The organism is Streptomyces sp. NPDC000345 (genome assembly GCF_042898825.1).
Classification (GTDB): Bacteria; Actinomycetota; Actinomycetes; order Streptomycetales; family Streptomycetaceae; genus Streptomyces.
The window spans coordinates 44,314-66,886 of the sequence record NZ_JBIAZE010000012.1 but is presented as its reverse complement, the minus strand read 5'-3'; the positions used below and the strand labels follow the sequence as shown (position 1 = coordinate 66,886).

The window sequence follows — 22,573 nt, the reverse complement described above, 5'->3', positions numbered from 1 at the left end:
AGGGCAGCACCGAGGGCGCACGCCCGGCGGTGTCGTCGCCCGTGTCATGCGGCGCATGCTCGCGCCCTACGGCTGGTGTGCGGCTTCGGGCCGCGTCGGCGGGGGCGGCGGCTGTGCCGGGGTGACGGTGTAGTGCCAGAACGGTCGTACAAGCGCTGCGCCGACGATGACGACGACCATGCAGAGCAGCGAACTGCCTGTCCACGCGACACCGAGACCGGTGGCGGAGGCCATGGCGCCGGCACGTAGGTCCCCGAGGCGCGGACCGCCGGCGACGACGACGGTGAAGACGCCCTGCAGCCGGCCACGCATGGCGTCCGGTGCGTAGGTCTGCAGAATCGTCTCGCGGTAGACCGCGCTGACGAGGTCCGCCGCTCCGGCGGCGGCCAGGAGGACCACGGCGGCGAGGAGGTGGCGGACGGTGCCCGCGAGGGCGATGGCCGCCGCCCAGGTGGTGACGGCGATCGCCAGCGCCCGGCCTTGGCGGCGCACTCGTCCGATCCATCCGCTGAACAGCCCCGCTGCGACCGACCCGATGGCGATGGCCGCGTACAGCAGTCCCACTCCTCCGCCGAAGCGCAGCTGTGCCGCTGCCGGGAACAGGGCGGTCGGCATGGCCATCGTCATCGCCGCGATGTCGACCGCGAAGGACATCCAGAGCACGGGGGCGGCGGCGATGAACCGCAGCCCGTCGACGACCGAGCGCAGCCCGCCGGTGCGGGCCCCCGAGCCGGTCGGCCGGATCGAGGGCAGGTTGACGGCCGAATACAGCAGGACGGAGAACAGCACGGCGTCGGCGCCGTAGGCCCAGCAGTAGCCGTTCGGCAGCGAGATCAGGAGGCCCGCCACAAGGGGCCCGGTGACCTGCCCGACATTGCCGGCGGTGAAGTACAGCGTGTTCGCGGCGGGCACCAACGGGGTGGGAACGATGCGGGGAATGATCGCGCCCCGGGCGGCGGACGACACGGCGAAGGCGCCGGCCTGGAAAGCGACGAGGGCGAGGACGAGGGGCACCGAGCGCAGATCGGCAAGCGCCTGGAACAGCAGGGCGAGTGTGATCGCCCAGGTGAGGCAGGCCGACGCCAGGTAGAGCGTACGGCGGTCGAACCGGTCGGCGATGGCGCCGCCGTACAGGCCGAAGACCACGAGCGGTACGAGGCCGGCCAGCCCCGTCAGCCCCACGGACAGCGACGACCACGTCAGCGCGTACACCTGTACCGGGATGGTGACGCCGGTGACCATGGTCCCGACGTATGCCGCGCCCTGCCCGATCAGCAGGCGACGGAAGACCGGGTGCGCCAGCGGGCGGGTGTCGAGGGCGACGCCGCGCAGACCGGAGGCCGGCCGGGCCTTCAGCGCGGGCGGGCCCGCGGGAGGAACATCGCGCGGGGTGCGGGGCGTCGTGGGCATGGTCACCACGCTGGCAGGACCACACGCTGCAGCGCTTCCGATATTCTGCCGTCACGTGTCGGAAAACAGTCAGGCGGAGAAGCCGGCGGCGGAGCCCAGGGACACCACGCATGCCCACCTCGCGGGTGAGGTCATCCGCCGTCACCAGCATGGCTATCACCAGCTTCTCTACGTCAGCGCCGGTGTGCTGGCGGTGCAGACGGGCGAGGCATCCTGGGTGGCGTCCAGGGCGCGCGCCGTGTGGATTCCGGCGGGCGTCTGGCATCAGCACCGGGTACACGGGCACAGCTCCGTGCACACGCTCGGCTTCGCCGCCCACGACACCCTGCTGAGGGCCCGGACGCCGGTCGTTGTGGCCGTGGACACCCTGGTGCGCGAACTGATCATCGCGTGCAGTGAACCGTCCCTCCCGCAGCAGGAGGCACGCCACCTGCGCGCCGTCCTGCGGGACCGGCTGCGGCGAGCCCTCGTGGAGCCATTGACGCTGCCCGTCCCCGACAACTCCCTGCTGCGGCAGGCGTGCGCGCTGGTGACCGGCGATCTGCGGCAGCCACGGACGGCCGCCTGGCTCGCACGGAGCATCGGCGTGAGCGAGCGCACCCTGGCCCGGCTGTTCAGGAGCGAGTTCGGCATGACCTATCCACAATGGAGGACCAACGTCCGGGTGTTTCACGCCATGGTGCTGCTGGCGGAAGGAGCAAGCGTCAGTGAAACGGGACGCCAGTGCGGATGGGCCACGACCAGTGCGTTCATCGACACGTTCAGCCGCACCATGGGCCAGACACCGGGAACCTATCGCGTCGCACCCGGTGACGAGGCCCGGCTACAGCTGTGATCACCGCATCGGAGCCTTCCTTGACAGACACGTCAGTTGGGCTGAGCCCGCGTCAGTCGGAGAGTCCTCAGGGCCGGTCGGGGACGGAGTCGTAGCCCTCGGTCCGGGAACGGCTCGAAACGCGGAGAATCGCGCCGCCGTTCAGCCGTGATCGACACCGACTGAGGCTTCGCTTCTATCCGGACCCCTATGTCATCCCGCTGCCGGCGGCGGCCCTGGTGTATTCACCGCACGCCTCACGAAAACCCGTTCATCATCCGGGACGCTGTGCCCGACCACAGGCCCCGGCTGTTCCTGGGAGTGGGACTCCCAGGAAATTCACGGCCTTCATAAGGATTCTTCCGGCGAGCAGACTCGAATGCGTAAGGAAAAGCTCCCCGCGAGGGAAGCGGAGAATTCGGAAGAGGACAATTCATGGCTACGTGGTTCGTGACCGGTGCGTCGCGGGGGCTCGGTGCGGAGATCGCACGGGCCGCGCTGCGGGAGGGCAACAACGTCGTGGTCGCCGTGCGCAATCCCGACCGCGTCCCCGACGACCTCAAGGCGTCCGAGGCGGTCTTCCCGGTCGCCCTGGACGTGACCGACACCGACAGCATCCCCGCCGCGGTCGAGGCGGCCGTGGAGAGGTTCGGCGGGATCGACGTCCTGGTCAACAACGCCGGCCGCGGCCTGCTCGGCGCCCTGGAGGAGATCACCGACGCCGAGGCCCGCTCCCTGTTCGACCTCAACGTCTTCGGCCTGATCAACGTCACCCGCGCCGTCCTGCCGGTCATGCGCGAGCAGGGCTCCGGCAAGCTCGTCCACATCGGATCACGCTCCGGCTTCGAGGGCGAGCCCGGCGTCAGCCTCTACTCCGCCTCCAAGTTCGCCGTCGCCGGCATCAGCGAAGCACTCGGCGCGGAGATGGCCCCGTTCGGCATCCAGTCGATGGTCGTCGAACCCGGCGTCTTCCGCACCGACTTCCTCGACTCCAGCTCCCTCTCCGTCGCCGCGAACCGCATCCCCGACTACGACGGCACCCCCGCACACGTGACCCTGGACTGGATCGACCAGGCCAACCACGCCCAGCTCGGCGACCCCGTCAAGGGCGCCGCCCTCATCGTGGAAGTCACCACCACCGACAAGCTCCCCACCCACCTCTACCTCGGCCGCGACACCCTCGAACGCCTCGAGGCCAAGTACCAGCAGGTCCACGACGACCTCACCGACTGGCGCGAGAAGTCCGCCGCCACCGCCCACAACGACGCCGCCTGACTCGCGCGGTCGCCTCACCGGGGGCCGGTTTCTCCACCGAGGTGTCCGGCCCCGGTTCCTCCCTCCGGCTGTCACCCCCTGAACTCCACGTGAAGAGGAAAACGATCATGTCTGCTGTCGTGCTCTCCGGTACCCCGCTGTCCGGTCGCGTCGCCGTCGTCTCGGGTGCGTCCAGCGGTATGGGCGCCGCGACCGCCGAACGCCTGGCCGAACTCGGAGCGGCCGTGGTGGTCCTGGCCCGCCGTCAGGACAGGCTCGACCAGGTGGTCAAGAACATCGAGGCAGCCGGCGGCACCGGTTACGCCCTCGCCGTCGACGTCACCGACCGCGCCGCCGTCCAGGCCGCCGCCGACCGGGTCGCCGACCGGTTCGGCAAGGCCGACCTCGTCTTCAACAACGCCGGCGTCCAGCTCATCTCCGGCATCGAGGAACTCAAGGTCGACGACTGGCAGCGCCAGATCGACCTCAACATCACCGGCCTGATGAACGTCATCGCCGCCTTCCTCCCCCACCTGACCGACTCCGCCGCCCGGGGCAGGCCGGCCGACCTCATCAACACCTCCTCCATCGCCGCCACCCGCATCCTGGAGAAGTTCTCCGTCTACTCCGGAACCAAGGCCTACATCAGCCACCTGACCCGCCTCCTGCGCGTCGAACTCGGCCGCAAGATGGTCCGCGTCGCCACCGTCGAACCGGGCATGGTCGACACCGAACTCCCCGACCACGTCACCGACCCCGACGCCTCCCGGCTCATGGCCGGCCTCATCCACGACATCGACGTCCTCCAGAGCGCCGACATCGCCGAAACCGTCGCCTTCATGGCCGCCGTCCCCCGCCACGTCAACCTCACCGAGATCACCGTCCTCCCCACCGCGCAGACCGTCTGACACGCGCGGGCGGGTATGGGGTGGGAGGAACAGGCCACGGTCTCTTCCTCCCACCCCATACCCGCGCGCCCCCACCGGCCCGGCTCCGTGAGGAAACAGCACCCGGCGGCAACTCCTGTGGCCCGCCCGGCCACTGCGGCCTACTCGTCGGACGGCACTCCTCCTATCCTTTCGACGGTGGAGTGGATGACCCTCGCGAGCACCATGGTCGGCGGTGTGATCGCCACGATGTCCGCCGGCTACCTCGAGCGCCGGCGCTGGAAACGCGACCGGATCGACCAGCGGACCGAGGCGCGCCGCGTCCTGTACGGCAACTACCTGGCCGCCCTGTCTCAGGCCAGGCTCACGTTCAGTCGCCTCTGCAGAGACGCGGAGGCGTCCCGTGCGGAGCGCAGAAAGGCCGCTTGGGATGCCTTCGATCCGTGCTCCGGGTTCCGCCACCAGATGACGATCTCCGCAGCCAGGGAGGTGGTCGAGCCATCGGAAGACCTGTACCGCACACTCCGTGACCTCCGGAACGCCGTTGCCGACGGGCTCCTCCTCGAAGGCGGCGACTACGCGGAACACCGCGTCCGATACGACTCCGCGCTCGACGCGTTGCGAGCCGCCATGCGCGAAGATCTCGAGGCTGAACCGTAGGTGCGTCCACCCCCTCAAGTCGACAGCCCTCAAGGACTTTGGCCCCGCCCTGAACCACCGCTGGACACCCTCGCGTACGTGATGCGGCTTCGTCGAGTCGTCTCCGGCGCGCACCCTCCGGATCCGAAGACCCGGGGCGGAGGTGTCTACGGACCGGGGGAGGGGCGGGGGGTGGACACGTGGGACTCCCAGTCGGCGCGGCCTCCGGCGCCCAGAACCGTGACCTCGCCCGCCAGTTCGCCGGGGGGATGCGCGCGCATCTCGTGCCGGGCGATCCGGCCGACGATCGCCGGGAACAGCGGCCGCAGGGGCTGGCACCAGCGCAGCCACGGTGGTGCGTAGACGTAGGGGGCGCGACGGATGACGCCGGCGGCCAGCCAGTCGGCGACCCGCGCGGGCGTGTGGACCTGTCGTGCGAACCAGGGCTGGTTGCGTCGCAGGGCTCGCAGGACGGGGTGATCGTCGATGTCGGCGACCATGTCGGTGCCGGTCCAGTGCAGATAGGCGATGCCGACGGTGATCCCGTCCGGTTCGACCTCGCCGCGCAGGGCGAGAGCGAAGGATTCCGCGCCGGCCTTGGAGGCGCAGTAGGCGCTCATCATGGGGGCGGAGCCGAAGGCGGCCGTGGACGCGATCTGAAGGAAGTGGCCTCGGGTCGTTTCCAGTTGGGGGAGGAAGGCCCTGGCTGTGTTGGCGGATCCGACGAGGTTGACGTCGACGACTCGCCGCCACAGGTCGGCCGCGGTGCGGGTGAAGGGGCCGCTGGCGGCGATGCCGGCATTGGCCACCACCACGCTTGCCGGACCCAGCGCATCCTCCACGCGGTGGGCGGCGACCTCGAGCGCGGCGTTGTCGGTGACATCGGCTTCGAGGCAGACGCTCCTGTTCGGCAAGGAGGCGGCCGCCCGGCGGAGGGTCTGCTCCTCACGCCCGACCAGGGCGACGAGCATCCCGGCTTCGGACAGGCGCTGTGCCAGGGCCGCGCCGACACCGCGGGCGGCGCCGGTCACGACCGCCACCCGCCCGCTCAGCGGTGTGCCGGGGGAGGACCGGTGTCCCCCGGTGCCGTCGATGTCACGCATGTCGCCTCATTCCTCGCTGCTGCCGCCGCCGGGACCCACCCCTGTCTGTCTACCCGAAAACATATGCTTTGTCCGTATCGTCACGGAGTGGGAAGGCGCGGTGTCCCGCCGTGACGGGAGGCCGCATCCGCGGATGGTGCGAGGCTGAACGACAGTTGGCGTACGGTCGTCTCTTCTGTGACCACCTGTACAGCTCACGGTCCGCTGTTCGCCAAGTGTTCCCCGCAAGATCGGCATGTCCTCGACACCGACTAAGGAAGCGCTTGTGACAACGCATCGCACTTTACGCAGAGCGTCCGCCCTCGCCCTGGGTGCCGCACTGGTCGCCCTTCTGACCGCCGCCCCCGCCGGGGCCGGCGACGAGCGCCTGCCGACGGTCACCCCAGCAGGCGAGACTCCCGCGCTCTACGACGACGAGGCGGGCGGCAACTCCGACGCCGACGACCCGGCGATCTGGCGCAATGCGGGCGACCCCGACGCCAGCCTCGTCATCGCGACCGCGAAGGAAGGCGGCCTGCGGGTGTACGACCTGGACGCTCGCCTGGTGCAGTCGCTGCCCGTGCCGCGTCCGCCGGCCCAGGACGACGCCCCGGGCCGGTTCAACAACGTCGACCTCGTCACCGGCCTGCGCACCTCCACCGGCCGGGCCGACGTGGCCGTGGTCAGCGACCGGGGCAACGACCGGCTGCGGATCTATCGCGTCGACCCGTCCCTGCCGGACGCCCCGCTCGCGGACATCACCGACCCGGCCGCCGTCCCGGTCTTCTCCCAGGACCAGGCCGAGATCAACGACCAGCGCACCGCGTACGGCCTCGCCGCCTGGCGGGACAGAGCCACCGGCCGCTCCTACGCCGTGGTCAGCCGGCGGGAACGGACCCGGCTCGCCCTCGTCGAACTGACCCCGACCGCGCGCGGCACGGTCGGCTACCGCAAGATCCGCACCCTCGACCTCCCGTCGTCGTTCCGCCTGCCCGACGGCACCACCTGGTCCCCCTGCGCCGAGCCCGGTGAACTGCCCCAGGTGGAGGGCATGGTGGTGGACGCCGCCATCGGCACGCTCTACGCCGCCCAGGAGGACGTCGGCATCTGGCGGCTGCCCGCCGACCTGACCGGCAAGCCTGTTCTGGTGGACAAGGTCCGCGAGTACGGCGTCCCCGGCGTCTACGACGAGACCACCGAGGAGTGCACGGCCGGCGCCGACCCCGGATTCGGCGGCGAGCGGCTCACCGCGGACGTCGAGGGCCTCACCCTGTTCCAGGAAGCCGACGGCGACGGCCATCTCTTCGCCTCCAGCCAGGGCGACGACACCTTCGCCCTGTACGACCGTGAGGTGGGTGAGCGCAACGAGTACGAGGGCGGTTTCCGTATCGGCGCGGCCTCCGCGACGCTCGACGGCTCGGAGGAATGCGACGGTGCCGCCGTGCTGAACGCCCCGCTCGGCAGCCGCTTCCCGGACGGCCTGCTGGTCGTCCAGGACGGGCACGAGACCCCCGAGGTCCCCGACGGCGAGGGCGATGTCCGCACGGCGACCGGTTTCAAGTTCGTCGACCTGGGCTATGTCGTGGACGCCGCCGACCTGTGACGTCCGCCCCGCGCCGACCTTCCCGCCGCCGGGTGCTCCACCGCACCCGGCGGCAGTGACGACACATGGTCGGCGACAGCCCCTGGGCACACCACACGAGGCGATCGGCCGCTCACGGGACAGGCTGACCACGGAGATCGACTGAGGCAGGTGCGGCCTCGGCGTGGCTCGCCTCGCGCTCGGGACCGGGGCAGGCTGAGTGGTGTGCCCCTCGAGGGCGCCGGCCTCGCCGATCTCGACGCCGACCCCGCCCACCCCTGGGAGCGTGGTGACATGAACGCCTCTCCCGACCACAGCACCAGGGCCGCCCGGCCCGCCCGAGAGGACACCCGCCCCGAACCGGAGCCGTTCGGCCCGGGCACCCTGCTCTGGGACCGGGCCGGTGACGTACGGCTGCTGCTCTCCCTCCCCGCCGCCTTCGTGCTCCAGGTCGCCCATCCCGCGGTCGGAGCCGGAGTCGACGAACACTCCGTGTTCCGGACCGACCCCTGGGGCCGGGCACACCGCTCCCTGGAGTCCCTCCAGCTGTGGATCTACGGCGGTCAACGGGCGGTCGAGGAGGGCCGCAGGCTGCGCACGGTGCACAGGCGTATCGGCGGCACCGATTCCCACGGCCGCTCCTACCATGCGCTCACCCCGGCCAATTACGCCTGGGTGCACGCCACCGCCTATCCCGTCTTCCTGACGTCCGCCCGCTATCTGTCCCGTCCCCTCGACGACGGGGAGGAACGCCGCCTGTACGACGAACTGCTCCGGCTCGGCGACATCCTCGGCATCAGGCGGCGGGACATGCCGGCCACGCCTGAGGAGTACTGGCCCTACTTCGACCGGATGGTGCGGGAGGAGCTGGAGAACACCGTGGTCCTGCGTGAACTGCTCGACCCACGGCGGCCGGTTCCCCCGCCCGACGGCTCGGGCGCACTCGTGCGCAGGCTCTGGCCGCTGGTCCATCCACCCCTCGCCCGCCTGCACGTCTTCGTCACGACCGGCCTGCTGCCGCCCGTCGCCCGTGACCGCCTGGGGCTTGCGTGGACGGCACGGGACGAGCGCAGAATGCGCCGCCTGGGCGCCGTCGTACGCACCGTCGTCCCGCTCCTGCCGGAGCGCCTGCGCTTCCTGCCCGTCGCGTGCGAGGCCCGTCGCGCCGCCCGTGCGGGCCTGCCTCCCCCTCGGACGTGACGATCCCCGCAGTGCGCATTGCACGGCACAAGCGTGGAACAAGGGCCCCATGACCTCACTCACGGAACAGCAGAACGTGGCCGACTTCTACGACTTCGAGGCCGCCCTGACGGAGGACGAGCGCAAAGTCCTGCTCAGGACAAGGGCGTTCATGCGCGACGAGGTGCAGCCGCTGGTGGCCCGGCAATGGGCCGACGGGACATTCCCCAAGGAGTTGATCACGCGGTTCCGTGAGAGCGGGCTGGTCGGTCTGCCGTACGAGGGCTACGGCGACCACGGCCCCGCCGCCGGCCACCTGCTGACCGGGATGATGGCGATGGAGATGAGCCGGGTCGACGCTTCGGTCGCCACCTTCTTCGGCGTCCACAACGGACTCGCCATGTACGCGATCCACGCCTGCGGCGACCAGGCCCAGAGAGACCGCTGGCTGCCCGGCATGGCCAGGATGGACACCGTCGGGGCGTTCGCGCTCACGGAACCGCTCGACGGCTCCGACATCGCGGCCGGCATGCACACCACCGCCCGGCGCGACGGCGACACATGGGTGCTCAACGGCGCCAAGCGCTGGATCGGCAATGCGACCTTCGCCGACCACATCGTCGTCTGGGCCCGAGACGCCGACGACGACCAGGTCAAGGGCTTCGTCGTCGACAGGGGCACGGCGGGGTTCCGGGCCGAGAAGATCGCCCACAAGACGTCTCTGCGCATCGTGGAGAACGCGGACATCACCCTCGACGACGTCCGCGTGCCGGAGTCCGACCGGCTGCAGAACGCGTCCTCCTTCCGTGACGTCGCGGAGATCCTGCGCGCCACGCGCAGCGGGGTCGCCTGGCAGGCCCTCGGCGTCATGATCGGCGCATACGAGCTGGCCCTGCGCTACGCCACCGAAAGGCAGCAGTTCGGCCGTCCGCTCGCGGGTTTCCAGCTCGTCCAGGACCTGCTGGTGAAGAGCCTGGGCAACATCACCTCGAGCTGGGGCATGCTGCTTCAGCTGGCCCGGCTGCAGGACGCCGGGGTCTTCCGGGACGAACACTCGTCCCTGGCGAAGGCCCACGTCACCGCCCGCATGCGCGAGGTCGTGGCATGGGCCCGGGAGATCTTCGGGGGCAACGGCATAGTCCTGGAGTACGACGTGGCGCGCTTCTTCGCGGACGCGGAGGCCATCTACTCCTTCGAAGGCACCCGGGAGATGAACACGCTGATCGTCGGCAAGGCGATCACCGGGCAGAGCGCCTTCGTCTGAACCACCGTGGGCCCGGCCGGGTCGGCGAAGCCCGTCCCGGTCGCGGGGACGGGCTTCCGGCGGCACCCGCCCCAGCCACCGACCTTGTCAGTGCTTGAAGGAGTCCTTGGTCCTCTCTTTCCCGCCCCGCATCCTGCCCCGTGATTCGAGGGCGGCGCCCTTCGCTGCGAGGGTTTCCTTGTGCAGCGCGTGAGCCGCCTTTCGTACGGTCTTTCCGACGATCTGCTCGGCCCTTGCCTTGGCCTTCTCTCCGGCGCTCATATCAGTACCTCCGCACAGTCCCACCGGCCGAGTGCCCCTGAAGCAGAGGCAGAACCACGATCCGACCGTGCGTCGCTCCGGTGCGGTACGACGCCGTGTCCTGCCGCGAAGGTCGAAACCGCCGGCCGCCGCGGCCGAGGGCACGGCAGCATGCGGCACGACGGTGGCATCGCGTCTGCTTGCGTGACAGTCTGAGGACCGTGATCATCAGGGTGAGTGAGGCACGCGTACGGCCCGAACGTTTCGAGGCGTTCCGCGACATGATCGTTGCTGCGGTTCGTGAGTTCCCGAGCCGCTACCCGGGGCTGGTGGACCACGAGGTGATGATCGCGCCGCCGGACTCGCTGCTGTACGTCAGTCGCTGGCGCAGCGAGCGGGATCTGGTCGGTTATGCCGGCGAGCACTGGCGTGACCAGCCCGTGGTTCTGCCGGGCGAGGACGAGTACCTCGTCGCACCGCTTCAGGTGCGCCACTTCACGCCCACCTCTCTGAGCTGACTCGCGCCGGCGTCCCGACGGGGCCCGGAGCCAGTGCGGATCGGCGGGCCGGCGTGCTGGATTGAGGCCGGTCCGCGCGGGCACGCGCACCTCGGGACGGCAGGCGGCAGGGGAGAGGTGAGCGGATATGCCCGAGCGGCCGAGGGCGCTGTCGAAGCAACGGCCGCGGCCGGTGGACCGTGAGGGCGTCCGGACGCCCCCGTTGCGGCCCGGCGGCTACGATCCGGCCGACTACGCCGCGTGCGTGGTGCGCAGCGCGGGGGAGGCCGGGGTTTCGGCCCTGCTCGTGATGACCGTCCTCCACAATGAGGCCTACAAGCCGCACCATCCGCTGCTGGAGCGGCTGTGGCAGTGGTGGAAGCCCAAGGCGTCCTTCGGACTGGCCAACATGCACCGTGCGACGTTCGAGGGGGTGCGGCGAACGCACGGCCTGTCGGAGCGGTGGCAAGACCTTCGCGACGACCCCGCTTTCGCCATCCACGCGGCGGCCCTGCATCTGAAGGACCTCGACCGGAGCCTTCCCCCGCGGCACGTGCGCCGCTACACCCGCGACGAACTCCTCGCCCTGGGCTACAACGCGGGCGAACGCAACATGCGGGCCTTCGCCCGGGGCGTCCCGCCGGGCCCCATGGCACGGTCGTACCTGCGCCGTTTCCGCGCGTACCGGAGCCGGGCCGCCGAGGTGCTGGCGGACCGCGGCAGGCCGGGCGACGCCGTGGCCGGTTGAGCGGCGCACACAGCCAAGCGGTCGGGTCCGCTGAAACGGGCTTCGTGTCTTCTGAGAGGGTGAACGGACCTGCCGGCAGCGGTGTGGTGCAGCGGATTCGGAGGGCGGACCGGATACGGGTGTGTGCCATGGTCCGACTCTCCCCGCGCCGACGTCCCGCCCCCCTCGCGGTGATCGCCGCCTCGCTCCTGGCCGCACCGTGCCTGACGGCCGCCACGGCACCAGCCGCGTCGCATCAGTTCTCCCTCCCCGGGGCCCAGGCCCCGGGCGACGGGAAGCACCGTCCAGCAGACGGCCTCAGTCGGCAGGTGAAGCAGTTCAAGCGCCAGTTGGCGAAATCCGGCTACGTGTCACAGTCGGGCGCCGAGGCCACGTTCGACCTGAACCGGAGGTACTGCGAGGGAGCCGTTTTCAGCGGCATGTGGCCCAATCCGCAGTCGCCGTACATCATCACCAGACTGCCGGAGGTACCAGGACAGGCGCCCAACACCAACCCACCCGTGACATGGCGTCTCCGACAGGACGAGGCGATCGTCATGATCGGGAGGACGCCACCGCCGGAGGCGTACTTCTCCTTCGACCTCACCATGATGAGGGGCGCGCTGCCCACCGGCCCGCTCCTCTGGCCTTCCGTGGGCGACCCGATCAACAACAAGACGGTACGCACGACCGGCTCGACGCCCTACAACCGGCCGTTCGCCCTCGTGGTCACGGGGCACAAGCGCACTCGGGCCGAGGTGGACAGGATGCTCGCCGCCGCCGGGCTGCGGGGCTCGACGAACAACATGACGATTCCGCCCGCCATGTTCCGGCTGGGCCTCGGCAAGCACTCGGACCAGTTCCTGATGGGCGTGCGCACGATCGAGCCCGACCCCGGCTACAAGAAGGCGCTCGACCGCTACCGCGCCGCGCCTCCGCTCCAGGTCTTCCGCGTCCGGCCGAAGGGCGGTTCCGCAGACCGGACGAAGCCGGTGTACTCACCCGATCCCCTGCCCGTTCCCCCGCTGCGCGTCTCCGGAACCGGGGCCACCGAACTCGGCCTCAACCCGACGCTGCAACTGCTGCGCCGGCGGATCGTCAAGGCCTATCCCGGGTTCACGGCACGCGACCTGGTGGTCCGCAGAGGCTTCGAGGAGTCGTATCCGGGGCTCCAGGAGAACCTGCTGACCGATCCGCCCGGCCGCCCGGGGGTGGCCGCCCTGTCGAACGACGCCGACGACCCGCTCAGCCCCAGCTTCAAACTGCCGAAGGGGTCCTTCCTCGTCACCTACGGCACGAACCACGTGGCCACCCGGCAGGCGAGCTACTCGAGTGTGACCGTCTACGCCGACGCCAAGGCGGCCGTGTCCCTGGCGGCCAAGAACAACGGCGAACTGCGCGGCAGCGCCCGTGACTTCATCCGCGACCAGCCGAACGCGGACAAGTTCTACGCCTGGGCCTTCAGCCGGGCCGGCAAGACCGGACCGACGGGCGCGCACGTGACCACGCTGCCGTCCACCCACACCGACTACTGCGCGCGATACGGCGGCACCAGGCGCGTCGACATGAGCACGGTCCAAGTCGTCGCCCGCGCCTACATGCAGCCCAAGACGTTCACCCGCCCCGCACTCTCCTCACTGCTCCTGGACCGCCTGCTCCTGTTCACCCCGAAGAAATAGGGCGGCGTGCCGTCTCGTTGGCCTTCTCCGGGCGCCGGCCCGGCCACGATCTGATGGATCAGCTCCGATGAGGGCCCTGCCAGGACCATCGCGGACCCGCTGCCGGTCCAGGGGCCTAAGAGGCCCTGCCGTGGAACAGTGGAAGAGGCGAGGCAGAACGGTGTGCCGCCCGCGAAGGTCCAGGCCCGGCGAAGGAGGAGGACGCGATGAGTCACCCTGTGCTGGCGGGCGTCGACGGGTCCGAACGAAGTTCGACGGCAGCCGACTGGGCGGCTCGGGAGGCCGTGCTGCGCGGCGTTCCCCTGCGCCTGTTCCATGCCGTTCCGTCGCTTCCGGGCAGCGTCGTGCCCCGCCCGGCTCTGGACCGGCTGCGTCACATGGGTGCGCGCATGCTCGAGCGCATGGCCTCCGAGCTGGCCGACCGCTACCCGGATGTCGAGGTGCGGGGCGAGCAGGCCGACGACGCCCCGGCCACGGCGCTTCTCACTGCGGCCCGCGATGCCGGGCTTCTCGTCGTCGGCACCCGGGGGACGGGCGGTTTCGACGGTCTCGCGGTCGGCTCGGTGGCGCTGCGGATGGCGGCGGCGGCCCCGTGCCCCGTCGTCCTCGTTCCCCAGCGGCCCAGCGCCTTCGGGGAGGTGACACGCGCGGACGTCGGCGCTGCCCAGGTGGTGGTGGGGTTCGATGCGCATCGCCCGGTCGGGGAGGCGGCGGACTTCGCGTTCTCTGCCGCTGAGGAGCGTGGAGCACGTCTGCGGGTGGTCCAGGCATGGGCGTTTCCCGCCGAGGCGGTCTCTCCGCGGACGCTGGTGGTGACCGAGGAGGACCGTGCCACGTGGGAGGACGAGGAGGTCCTGCGGCTCTCGGACGCGCTGCGCGTCTGGCAGGCGAAGTACCCTCGCGTGACGGCCCGCACCGATGTCATGTTGCTCCAGCCCGCGGAAGCACTCGTGAACGCGTCCCTGGAAGCAGCCCTGCTCGTCGTGGGCCGCCGTACCGATCCTCAGGCCGCCGAAGGCCGACTGGGCCCGGTCACGCACGCCGTACTGCACCACGCCCGCTGCCCGGTGGCGGTCGTACCGCACGCCGGATGACGGCCGTCCCACAGGTGTGCCGGTGGATCGACGGATCCGCCGGCGAGCGTGCGGGCGCGCCGGGCGCGGGCTGCGCGGTCCATCAGCGGGCGGCGGGCCGGTCAGCCGAAGAACACCTCGAACTCGTCGTACAGCGAGGGATCGACGAGCTTGGGCTTCGCCGTGGCATCGGAGAGGGGGACGCGGACGATCCGGGTGCCCTGCAGGGCGACCATGACGCCGAAGTCACCGTCCTTGACCGCGTCGATGGCGTGCAGCCCGAAGCGCGTGGCCAGCCAGCGGTCGAAGGCGCTCGGGGTGCCACCGCGCTGAATGTGCCCCAGCACCGTGGTGCGGGCGTCGTTGCCCGTGCGTTCCGAGATCTCCCGAGCCAGCCACTCACCGACGCCGGACAGCCGCACATGGCCGAACTCGTCCAGCGACTGGTCCTTGAGGATCATCTGCCCTTCCTTCGGAGCGGCCCCCTCGGCAACCACGACGATCGGCGCGTAGTTGATCTTGAATCTGTTCTTCACCTGCTCACAGACCTGATCGATGTCGAAGGGCCGCTCCGGGATGAGGATCACGTTGCCCCCGCCCGCGACGCCGGCGTGCAGGGCGATCCACCCCGAGTGCCGCCCCATGACCTCCACCACCAGCGCGCGCATGTGCGACTCGGCGGTGGTGTGGAGGCGGTCGATGGCCTCGGTCGCGATGCCGACCGCGGTGTCGAAGCCGAAGGTGTAGTCGGTGCCGGAGACGTCGTTGTCGATGGTCTTCGGCACCCCGACCAGGGCGATTCCCTGACGGCTCAGTTCCGTGGCCACACCGAGGGTGTCCTCGCCGCCGATCACGACGAGCGCGTCCACGTCGTGCGCGGCGAGGGTGTCCCGTACACGTCGCAGCCCGTCCTCATGGGTGAACGGGTTGGTGCGGGAGGAACCGAGAATGGTTCCGCCGCGCGGCAGGATTCCCCGCACGCCTGCGATGTCCAAGGGGATGACGTTGTCCTGCAGCAAGCCGAGCCAGCCGTCCCGCAGCCCGACGAACTCGAAGGCGTACTGGTCGACGCCTTTGCGGACGACACTGCGGATCACGGCGTTGAGGCCGGGGCAGTCACCGCCGCCGGTCAGTACTCCGACCCTCATGGGTTCACTCCCATCCGCTGGACGGCCCGCGCAGTCGCGGCCCTCACGGCGATACAGGGCCGCTGCCGGGACCACGGACCGCCTGCTTCCAGCCTCCCCCCGTTCGGTCCGCAGCGGCCACTCGACGCACGCCGGGCCCCGCCGGCTCGCTCACGGGCTGCGCCGGAGGGGCGGCGGGGGTTCCACTGGAAGTGGGCAGGATCAGCGCAGCGAGAAGTTGGGAGAGCGCTGTGAGGGCGACGTTCGTTCTGGGACGGATCGCGGGCGTGCGGGTCGGGGTGCACTGGAGCGTGCTGCTCGTCTTCGGCATCATCGCGTTCGGACTCTCGCAGGGCCGCCTCCCGGAGACGCACCCGGGGCGTGCCTGGGCGGTGTACTGGGCGGCCGGCCTCTGCACCGCCGTGGTCTTCTTCGCCTCCCTGCTCGCACATGAGCTGGCGCTCGCCGTCGTGGCCCGGCGCAACGGGGTCGATGTGGACGACATCGTGCTGTGGCTGCTGGGCGGAGCAGCCCGGCTCAGGACCGAGGCGTCCAGCCCGGCCGCGGAGCTGAGAATCGCCGGAGTCGGCCCCCTCGTCAGCCTCCTGCTGGGCGGGCTCTTCGCCCTCGGCGCATGGCTGCTCGACCTGGCGTCCGCGTCCGGGGTCGTGGTGGAGATGGCGGCGTGGCTCGCAGGCATCAACGTGCTGCTCGCGGTCTTCAACTCGGTGCCCGCCGCCCCGCTCGACGGAGGCAGGCTGCTGCGCGCGTTCCTGTGGTGGCGCACGGGGGACCGGCTTCGGGCGACGGCCGGGGCGACCGCGGCGGGGCGGGTCTTCGGGTGGCTGCTCGTCGCGCTCGGTGTGATCACGTTCCTGACGAGCGCCGCGTTCGGCGGCCTCTGGCTGGCACTGATCGGCTGGTTCCTCATCGCGACGGCCACCGCCGAGGGACAGCAGGCCCAGCTGCGCGGCGTGCTCGCCGGTGTGCCGGTGCGGGACGCCATGACACCCGAACCTCTGACGGTTCCCGCGGACACCACGGTCGCGGAATTCCTCACCGGCGAGCGCTTCCGCTACCGGCACTCGGCGTTCCCGGTGACCGACGACGGGGTCCCGGTCGGGCTGGTGACCCTCGACAGCGCCAGGAAGGTGCCGCAGGCCGCGGCCGGTGTCGTGAGGGTGCGGGAGGTGATGGTGCCGCTGTCGCAGGCCACGGTGGCCGGGCCGGACGGCCCGCTGGCGGATCTGCTGCCACGTATGGAACCGGGCGCGGAGCACCGGGTCCTGGTCGTGGATGGCGGCAGGCTGGTGGGAATCGTCTCGCTCTCGGACGTCAGCCGCACCGTGACCTGGCTGATGAACACCGCTCCCGGGCGGCGCGGGGGGCCGTGACCGTGTCCGGGACACCGCCCGGCAGTCCGCGTTCGTGCGACGTCCGGGGTGCGCGGCCGCGGCCGGCCATGACGCGCTTGTCCACCCGCTGCTCGTGGACGGCGGCCGTCATCACCGAACCGACCACCCGACCCGACCGACCCGAAACGGCTCAGGCACTGCGGCCGGCGGCTGCCCAGGACGCTCAGCCGCTGCCGCTGCCGCTGCCGCTGCCGCTGCCGCTGCCGCGCCCTTCGGATGCCTGACCGCGTGGCCCGTTGCGCGAAGGGCGGCGGCGCACCTGGTTGACGACTGAACCGGGCCGGGCCGGGCACGCCGTAGACCCCGGTCATGCGCCGGAGCGCCCGGCGCGACGGGGCCGCGGATCCGCTGCTCATCGCCGACCGCCTCGGACCGCCGCTTTCACGGCACGGCCAGCCGGACCGCCGTGACCTTGTACTCGGGGCACGAGGTGACCGTGTCGGCGTGGTCGGAGGTGAGGCGGTTCACCCCGCTCGTGGGGAAGTGGAAGGAACAGAAGACCTGGCCGGGGGCCGTCCGTTCACCGATGCGGGCGACGAGCCGGGCCCGGCCGTGCCGACTCTCCACCGCGACCCGCTCGCCGTCGCGCACACCGTACCGGTGGGCGTCGTCGGGGTGGAGGTCGAGGAAGTCGACCGGATCGAGGGCGAGGTTGCCGCCGTGCCGCGTCATGCTGCCGGAGTTGTAGTGCGCCCAGCGGCGCCCGGTGACCAGGAGCAGCGGGTAGGCGTCGTCGGGCTCCTCGCCGGGCGGGAGGTAGGGGGCGGCGGCGAGGTGGGCCCGGCCGTCCGGTGTGGCGAACCGCCTCGTGTACAGCTTGGCCTCGCCCGGCCGTCCGGGGTCGGGGCAGGGCCACGGCACGGCGCCCTCGCGGTCCAGCCGGTCGTGGGAGAGACCGGCGAAGACGGGCGCGAGCCGACCGCACTCGGCGAGCGCCTCGGCGGGGGTCGCGCAGCCGAGGTCGGCTCCCATGGCGGCGGCGAGGGCCCGCACGATGTCGAAGTCGGTGCGTGCCTCGCCGGGCGGGGGCACGGCGGGGCGGACCCGCTGGAACCGGCGGTCGAAGTTGACGAAGGTGCCGTCCTTCTCGAGCCACGACGCGGCGGGGAGTACGACGTCGGCACGCCGTGCCGTCTCGGACAGGAACAACTCGTTGCAGACGACGAGCGGGCAGGCGTCCAGGGCTTGCGTGACCCGGTTGGTGTCGGGATCGGTGGCGCAGACGTCCTCGCCGACGACCCACAGTGCGCGCAGGTCTCCGGTTCGTGCGGCGGCGAACATGTCCGGGATACGGAGGCCCGGCCGCTCGGGCACGGGGACGCCCCAGACGTCCTCGGCGCGAGAGCGGACGGCGGGATCGGTCACCTTGCCGTACCCGGGCAGGACGTCCGGCAACGCGCCCATGTCGGAGGCGCCCTGGACGTTGTTCTGACCGCGCAGCGGGTTGACCCCGTAGCCGCGGTCGCTTCCCACGGCGCCGCACAGGATCGCCAGGTTGGCCAGGGACCGCACCCCGTCGGTGCCGTGCAGGTGCTCGGTGACGCCCAGGCCGTAGACGACGGCCGGCCGCTCGGCCCTCCCGTACAGGCGGGCTGCGGCGACCAGGTCCTCGGCGGGCACGCCGGTGATGCCCGCGACCCGTTCGGGTGGGTAGTCGTCCAGGAGCGCGACGAGTTCCGGCAGACCGGTGGCCCGCTCCCGCAGGAACTCCTCGTCCACCAGACCCTCGGCGAGCAGGATGTGCGCGAGTCCGTGGAAGAGCGCCACGTTGGTGCCGGGGCGGGGCCGCAGGTGTACGTCGGCGTGCAGGGCGAGGCCGACGGCGCGCGGATCGGCGACGACCAGCGCCGCCCCGTGCAGCACGTGGTTGAGGAGCCGCGCTCCCACCACCGGGTGGGCCTCGACGGGATTGGCCCCGACCACCAGCAGACAGTCGGCCCGCTGGACGTCGTCGAAGCTGTCCGTGCCACCCGAGAGACCGAAGGACGCCGTGAGGCCGGCGGCGGACGGGGAGTGGCACAGCCGGGAGCAGTTGTCCACGTTGTTGGTGCCGAGGACGGCCCGCATGAACTTCTGGACCAGGTAGTTGTCCTCGTTGGTGGCACGGGCCGAGGAGATCGCCGCCACGGCGTCGGGGCCACCGGCCCCGACGGCCACGCGCAGTTCCCGTGCGGTGTGGGCCAGCGCCTCGTCCCAGCCGACCGGCTCCAGGACTCCGCCGCGCCGCAGAAGCGGCCGGGTGAGCCGTTCGGGCGACGTACGGAAACCGTGGGCGAAGCGGCCCTTCACGCATGCGTGCCCGTGGTTGACCGGGCCGTCCCGGGCGGGCAGCACCGCCGTGATCTCCCCTTCCCGGGTGACCACGTCGAGGGTGCAGCCCACCCCGCAATAGCCGCAGGTGGTGAGGGTCCGGGCGGCTGCGGGGCGCATGCCTGACGTGAGTCCGCGCGCGGGCCCCGGCTGGGTGATCGCCCCCGTCGGGCAGGTGTCGACGCAGCCGCCGCACGCGACGCAGTCCGACTCGGCCCAGGTTCCGCCGGCCCCGGGGGCCACGACCGTGTCACCGCCTCTGCCGACCAGGGTGAGGGCGAAGGTGCCCTGCACCTCGGAGCACATCCGCACACACCGGCCGCAGGCGATGCACAGGTCCCGGTCGAGACGGACGTACGGGTGCGAGTCGTCCTCGCCCCGGCCGTCGGCACCCCGCGCCGCCTCGGGGCCGATGCCCATGGACCGGCAGACGTGGGCGAGTTCGCTCGGGCTGTCGACGGTGAGTGCCCGGGGCGGCAGCGCGGAGGCGATGAGTTCCACCGCGTCCCTGCGCAGGCACGCGAGATCGTCGGTGGCGGTTTCGACGCGGGCACCTGGGGAGGCGGGGGTGACGCACGCCGCCACGACCCGCCCGTCCGCCCGCACCAGACAGGTACGGCAGGACCCGGCAGGGCTGAGCCGGTCGTCGGAGCACAGCGCGGGCAACTCGGTCCCGGCCGCCCGCACCGCCGTGAGCAGGGACGCCCCGTCAGGCACGGCAAGACCGATGCCGTCCACCTCGATGCCGATCCCGGTCATGGGTCCCATCCCGTCAAACGGTCACCGTAGGCGCGGGCGAGGCTGCGCACGGCGGCCGGGATCCGCCGCCCGAAGGCGCACAGGCTCGCCTCGACCAGCACACGGGACAGACGCTCCCACTCCCGGCCAGGCGGCGCGCCGCCGGACGCCCACTCCAGGCCGCGGCGCGAGCCGACCCGGCACGGAGAGCAGGCGCCGCAGCTCTCGGCCGCGGCGAACTCCCACACGTGCCGCACCACCTCCTGCGGCGCCACGCCGTGGTCGAAGGCGACCAGACCGGCATGACCGAGGGAAGCCCCCCGGGCCGACAGCCCCTCCTCCGACAGGGGGACGTCGAGCGCGTCAGGGGCGAGGAAGCCGCCCAGTGGCCCGCCCACCTGGAGCACGGCCAGTTCGGCCCCGTCCCTGAGGCCACCGCCGAGATCGGTGACGATCCGCCGTACCGGCGTGCCGATGTCCACCTCGTGACAACCCGGCCGGGCGAACCGCTCGGAGAGACAGACCAGCTTGGTCCCCGCCTCGGCGGGCGTGCCGCGCCGGGCGTACGCGGCGCCGCCGCGCCGGATGATCCACGGGACGGCCGCCAGGGTCTCGACGTTGTTGACCACGGTCGGCGCGTCCCACAGGCCACGCCCGGTCGGATACGGAGGCCGGGAGCGGGCGCAGCCGCGACCGCCCTCCAACCCCGCGATGAGCGCCGTCTCCTCACCGGCGACGTAGGAGCCGGCGCCTTCGACGACCTGAACGTCCAGGCCGGTGGCCGTGCCGTGCACCGACGGGCCGAGATGACCCTCGGCGTACGCCTGACGCACCGCCTCGCGCATCCGCGCCAGAGCGGCCGGGTACTCGGAGCGCACCAGCACCACGCCCCGGCCGGCGCCGCAGGCGAAGCAGGCCAGGGCCAGCCCCTCCAGCACCCGCCCCGGGTCGGCCTCCATCAGCAACCTGTCGGCGTACGATCCCGGATCGCCCTCGTCGCCGTTGGCGACCACCACGGTGTCGGGCGCGCCACCGGCCGCCTCCCACTTCGCCGCCACCCGGAAACCCGCGCCACCTCGTCCCCGCAGCCCCGACGCCGCCACTTCCCGCTGCACGTCCTGCGCAGAGCCCGCCGTCACCGTCGCCGGCCACGTCTGCCACGCGGGCTCACCTGCCAGAACACCGCCCAGCAGGACCGGGTCGCCGGTGGCGTCGCTCGCGGGGATCGCCGGTGCCCTGGGCGGCTCCCGCCCTGCGAGCTGAGCGGCGAGGCCGGAACCTGTGCACGGTACGTCACCGTCGAGCGCCGCAGGCGCCGTGTAGCAGTAGCCGAGACAGCGGACGGTCTGTACCGAGACGTCACTGTTCGGCGAGGCCGTGCCGGGCGGGACCCCCAGCTCGTCCTCCACGTCCACGAGGTGCCGTCCGGCCCGCGCCGCGAAACAGGCCGTCGCGGCGCACACCCGGACGTGACGGCGGCCGTGCGGGGCCGCGAGGTCGGAGTAGTAGCTGGCCGGTCCGAGCCCGGCCGCGCCGGGCAGTCCGGCGCGGGCCGCCACGGACGGCGCCCAGACCTCCGGCCCGTCCGGGGTGGTGGCCCTGGCCTCGGCCAGCGACTCGATCAGCCCTGCTCCGGCCCGCCCGTGCCGGCCGGCCAGGGCCCGGAGCGCGTCGAAACGGTCGGCAGGGCCGACGGGAACCATGTGTTCATCGTGGCGGTGGCCGGACGCGGCCGCATCCCGGCTCACGGGGCCCGCAGGACGACCGGTTCGTCGCCGCCCGGTCGAACAGGGCGCGCGGGGGCATGGCGTTGGACGCCCGTCCCGCTCACGTCGCCAGTCCGGCGCCGCGCGAGGCGCCGGACTCCGGGGCCTCGGAGGTGTCGTCGATCCGGTGACGCAGGTCGGAGGTGACGTCGACCACGCCGTCCACGCCCCGACACAGCCGTACGACGACCGGGACGAGGGACTTGCGCTCGACGATGCCTTCGAGTGAGACGCGGCCGTCGACCACCCGCACGGTCACCGCGTCGGGTGTGATCCCGAGGGTCCGGACCAGTACGTCCCCGGAGATCTCCTCCCGGATGGCGCTGTCCCCGCGCAGGAAGACGCGCAGCAGATCGGCCCGGCTGATCAAGCCGACCAGGCTGCCGGCCTCGTCGACCACCGGCATGCGCTTGACGTGGTGGCGCTCCATGACCTGGGCGGCCTCCACCACGGTCCACTGCGGCCTGGCCGTCACGGCCGGACTGTTCATCAGGCCCTCGGCCGTCGCCGCCTCCGCCTTCGCACGGGCAGCGGGCCCGGGGCGCAGAACCGGCAGCAGGCCGGCCGGGTCCGACTGCGCGGCCTCCTTGCGCAGCAGGTCCGCCTCGGAGACGACACCCACGGGGCGCTCGTCGTCGTCCACGACCGGTACGGCGGTGATGCCGTACTCGGCGAGCAGCTTGGCGATCTCCTTGAAACCGGTGTCCCGGCGCACCCGGACGACCGACGTGGTCATGAGATCGCTCACCGTCCGGTGCCACATGGCTCCCGCCTTCCGCTGTCGCGTGCGTTCCTCCTTCCACTCTCCGCCCGTCACGGAGCCGCCGCACGGGCCCGACGGGTGGGGGCCCGATCGGGCCGTCGGTGCGGAGGCCGTGGCCTGCGACGTC

General features: G+C 71.8%; 19 protein-coding genes. 12 read left to right on the top strand and 7 right to left on the bottom strand.

Annotated features, from left to right (window positions below; all coding sequences use genetic code 11):
* Nucleotides 1-66: 66 nt before the first annotated feature.
* Nucleotides 67-1,410 (bottom strand): MFS transporter, encoded by a 1,344-nt coding sequence (locus ACFY30_RS26970; protein WP_390847715.1) that lies wholly within the window; start codon nt 1,408-1,410, stop codon nt 67-69.
* Between the two features lie 55 nt (nt 1,411-1,465).
* On the opposite strand from ACFY30_RS26970, the gene ACFY30_RS26965 reads away from it, so the two are divergent.
* From ACFY30_RS26965 to ACFY30_RS26950, 4 genes are all read left to right on the top strand, one after another.
* Nucleotides 1,466-2,245: an AraC family transcriptional regulator gene (locus tag ACFY30_RS26965; protein ID WP_390847714.1), complete on the top strand. Its 780-nt coding sequence runs from the start codon at nt 1,466-1,468 to the stop codon at nt 2,243-2,245.
* A 414-nt stretch (nt 2,246-2,659) separates the two neighbouring features.
* Nucleotides 2,660-3,499 carry an SDR family NAD(P)-dependent oxidoreductase gene (locus ACFY30_RS26960; RefSeq protein ID WP_390847713.1) on the top strand — a complete coding sequence of 280 codons (840 nt, stop codon included), beginning with the start codon at nt 2,660-2,662 and terminating at the stop codon, nt 3,497-3,499.
* A 107-nt stretch (nt 3,500-3,606) separates the two neighbouring features.
* A complete protein-coding gene (locus ACFY30_RS26955) occupies nt 3,607-4,386 on the top strand; it encodes an SDR family oxidoreductase (RefSeq protein ID WP_390847712.1) in 780 nt (259 codons plus the stop codon).
* Between the two features lie 177 nt (nt 4,387-4,563).
* Complete coding sequence (locus tag ACFY30_RS26950; RefSeq protein WP_390847711.1) at nt 4,564-5,025, top strand: hypothetical protein; 462 nt, start codon at nt 4,564-4,566, stop codon at nt 5,023-5,025.
* 146 nt (nt 5,026-5,171) lie between these two features.
* Here the strand turns inward: ACFY30_RS26950 and ACFY30_RS26945 are convergent, their stop codons facing one another.
* Nucleotides 5,172-6,107, bottom strand: coding sequence for an SDR family oxidoreductase (locus tag ACFY30_RS26945; protein WP_390847710.1), 936 nt, complete (start codon nt 6,105-6,107; stop codon nt 5,172-5,174).
* Between the two features lie 265 nt (nt 6,108-6,372).
* On the opposite strand from ACFY30_RS26945, the gene ACFY30_RS26940 reads away from it, so the two are divergent.
* The 3 genes from ACFY30_RS26940 (at nt 6,373) to ACFY30_RS26930 (ending at nt 10,111) form a co-directional block, all read left to right on the top strand.
* Nucleotides 6,373-7,689: a phytase gene (locus ACFY30_RS26940; protein ID WP_390847709.1), complete on the top strand. Its 1,317-nt coding sequence runs from the start codon at nt 6,373-6,375 to the stop codon at nt 7,687-7,689.
* A gap of 273 nt (nt 7,690-7,962) precedes the next feature.
* Nucleotides 7,963-8,868: an oxygenase MpaB family protein gene (locus ACFY30_RS26935; protein WP_390847906.1), complete on the top strand. Its 906-nt coding sequence runs from the start codon at nt 7,963-7,965 to the stop codon at nt 8,866-8,868.
* A gap of 49 nt (nt 8,869-8,917) precedes the next feature.
* Nucleotides 8,918-10,111 carry an acyl-CoA dehydrogenase family protein gene (locus ACFY30_RS26930; RefSeq protein WP_390847708.1) on the top strand — a complete coding sequence of 398 codons (1,194 nt, stop codon included), beginning with the start codon at nt 8,918-8,920 and terminating at the stop codon, nt 10,109-10,111.
* Between the two features lie 87 nt (nt 10,112-10,198).
* Here the strand turns inward: ACFY30_RS26930 and ACFY30_RS26925 are convergent, their stop codons facing one another.
* Nucleotides 10,199-10,372, bottom strand: a complete 174-nt coding sequence (locus tag ACFY30_RS26925) for a hypothetical protein (protein ID WP_390847706.1) — start codon at nt 10,370-10,372, stop codon at nt 10,199-10,201.
* Between the two features lie 200 nt (nt 10,373-10,572).
* On the opposite strand from ACFY30_RS26925, the gene ACFY30_RS26920 reads away from it, so the two are divergent.
* The 4 genes from ACFY30_RS26920 (at nt 10,573) to ACFY30_RS26905 (ending at nt 14,348) form a co-directional block, all read left to right on the top strand.
* A complete protein-coding gene (locus ACFY30_RS26920; RefSeq protein ID WP_390847705.1) occupies nt 10,573-10,869 on the top strand; it encodes an antibiotic biosynthesis monooxygenase in 297 nt (98 codons plus the stop codon).
* 127 nt (nt 10,870-10,996) lie between these two features.
* Nucleotides 10,997-11,596, top strand: a complete 600-nt coding sequence (locus ACFY30_RS26915) for a lytic transglycosylase domain-containing protein (protein ID WP_390847704.1) — start codon at nt 10,997-10,999, stop codon at nt 11,594-11,596.
* 500 nt (nt 11,597-12,096) lie between these two features.
* Nucleotides 12,097-13,254, top strand: coding sequence for a hypothetical protein (locus ACFY30_RS26910; protein ID WP_390847703.1), 1,158 nt, complete (start codon nt 12,097-12,099; stop codon nt 13,252-13,254).
* Between the two features lie 206 nt (nt 13,255-13,460).
* Nucleotides 13,461-14,348, top strand: a complete 888-nt coding sequence (locus ACFY30_RS26905; RefSeq protein WP_390847702.1) for a universal stress protein — start codon at nt 13,461-13,463, stop codon at nt 14,346-14,348.
* Between the two features lie 101 nt (nt 14,349-14,449).
* Here ACFY30_RS26905 and ACFY30_RS26900 read toward each other — a convergent pair whose 3' ends face one another.
* Nucleotides 14,450-15,475, bottom strand: a complete 1,026-nt coding sequence (locus tag ACFY30_RS26900) for a 6-phosphofructokinase (RefSeq protein ID WP_390847701.1) — start codon at nt 15,473-15,475, stop codon at nt 14,450-14,452.
* Between the two features lie 230 nt (nt 15,476-15,705).
* Between ACFY30_RS26900 and ACFY30_RS26895 the strand changes: the two genes are divergently transcribed.
* Nucleotides 15,706-16,848: a site-2 protease family protein gene (locus ACFY30_RS26895; protein WP_390847700.1), complete on the top strand. Its 1,143-nt coding sequence runs from the start codon at nt 15,706-15,708 to the stop codon at nt 16,846-16,848.
* A 402-nt stretch (nt 16,849-17,250) separates the two neighbouring features.
* On the opposite strand, the gene fdhF is transcribed toward ACFY30_RS26895, so the two are convergent.
* The 3 genes from fdhF to ACFY30_RS26880 form a co-directional block, all read right to left on the bottom strand.
* The gene (gene fdhF, locus ACFY30_RS26890) at nt 17,251-19,947 is read right to left on the bottom strand and encodes a formate dehydrogenase subunit alpha (RefSeq protein ID WP_390847699.1); all 2,697 of its coding nucleotides are present in this window, start codon (nt 19,945-19,947) and stop codon (nt 17,251-17,253) included.
* Nucleotides 19,935-21,620 carry an NAD(P)H-dependent oxidoreductase subunit E gene (locus ACFY30_RS26885; RefSeq protein ID WP_390847698.1) on the bottom strand — a complete coding sequence of 562 codons (1,686 nt, stop codon included), beginning with the start codon at nt 21,618-21,620 and terminating at the stop codon, nt 19,935-19,937. The genes fdhF and ACFY30_RS26885 overlap by 13 nt, the downstream gene beginning before the upstream one ends.
* Nucleotides 21,621-21,744: 124 nt before the next feature.
* A complete protein-coding gene (locus ACFY30_RS26880) occupies nt 21,745-22,446 on the bottom strand; it encodes a CBS domain-containing protein (RefSeq protein WP_390847697.1) in 702 nt (233 codons plus the stop codon).
* Nucleotides 22,447-22,573 lie beyond the last annotated feature (127 nt).

Excerpts from the sequence above, each read along its gene's own strand:
- ACFY30_RS26925 (WP_390847706.1), bottom strand. The coding sequence starts at position 10,372 with ATGAGCGCCGGAGAGAAGGCCAAGGCAAGGGCCGAGCAGATCGTCGGA.
- ACFY30_RS26955 (WP_390847712.1), top strand. The coding sequence starts at position 3,607 with ATGTCTGCTGTCGTGCTCTCCGGTACCCCGCTGTCCGGTCGCGTCGCC.
- ACFY30_RS26885 (WP_390847698.1), bottom strand. The coding sequence starts at position 21,620 with ATGGTTCCCGTCGGCCCTGCCGACCGTTTCGACGCGCTCCGGGCCCTG.
- ACFY30_RS26930 (WP_390847708.1), top strand. The coding sequence starts at position 8,918 with ATGACCTCACTCACGGAACAGCAGAACGTGGCCGACTTCTACGACTTC.
- ACFY30_RS26945 (WP_390847710.1), bottom strand. The coding sequence starts at position 6,107 with ATGCGTGACATCGACGGCACCGGGGGACACCGGTCCTCCCCCGGCACA.
- ACFY30_RS26915 (WP_390847704.1), top strand. The coding sequence starts at position 10,997 with ATGCCCGAGCGGCCGAGGGCGCTGTCGAAGCAACGGCCGCGGCCGGTG.
- ACFY30_RS26880 (WP_390847697.1), bottom strand. The coding sequence starts at position 22,446 with ATGTGGCACCGGACGGTGAGCGATCTCATGACCACGTCGGTCGTCCGG.
- ACFY30_RS26900 (WP_390847701.1), bottom strand. The coding sequence starts at position 15,475 with ATGAGGGTCGGAGTACTGACCGGCGGCGGTGACTGCCCCGGCCTCAAC.
- fdhF (WP_390847699.1), bottom strand. The coding sequence starts at position 19,947 with ATGGGACCCATGACCGGGATCGGCATCGAGGTGGACGGCATCGGTCTT.
- ACFY30_RS26905 (WP_390847702.1), top strand. The coding sequence starts at position 13,461 with ATGAGTCACCCTGTGCTGGCGGGCGTCGACGGGTCCGAACGAAGTTCG.
- ACFY30_RS26935 (WP_390847906.1), top strand. The coding sequence starts at position 7,963 with ATGAACGCCTCTCCCGACCACAGCACCAGGGCCGCCCGGCCCGCCCGA.
- ACFY30_RS26960 (WP_390847713.1), top strand. The coding sequence starts at position 2,660 with ATGGCTACGTGGTTCGTGACCGGTGCGTCGCGGGGGCTCGGTGCGGAG.
- ACFY30_RS26970 (WP_390847715.1), bottom strand. The coding sequence starts at position 1,410 with ATGCCCACGACGCCCCGCACCCCGCGCGATGTTCCTCCCGCGGGCCCG.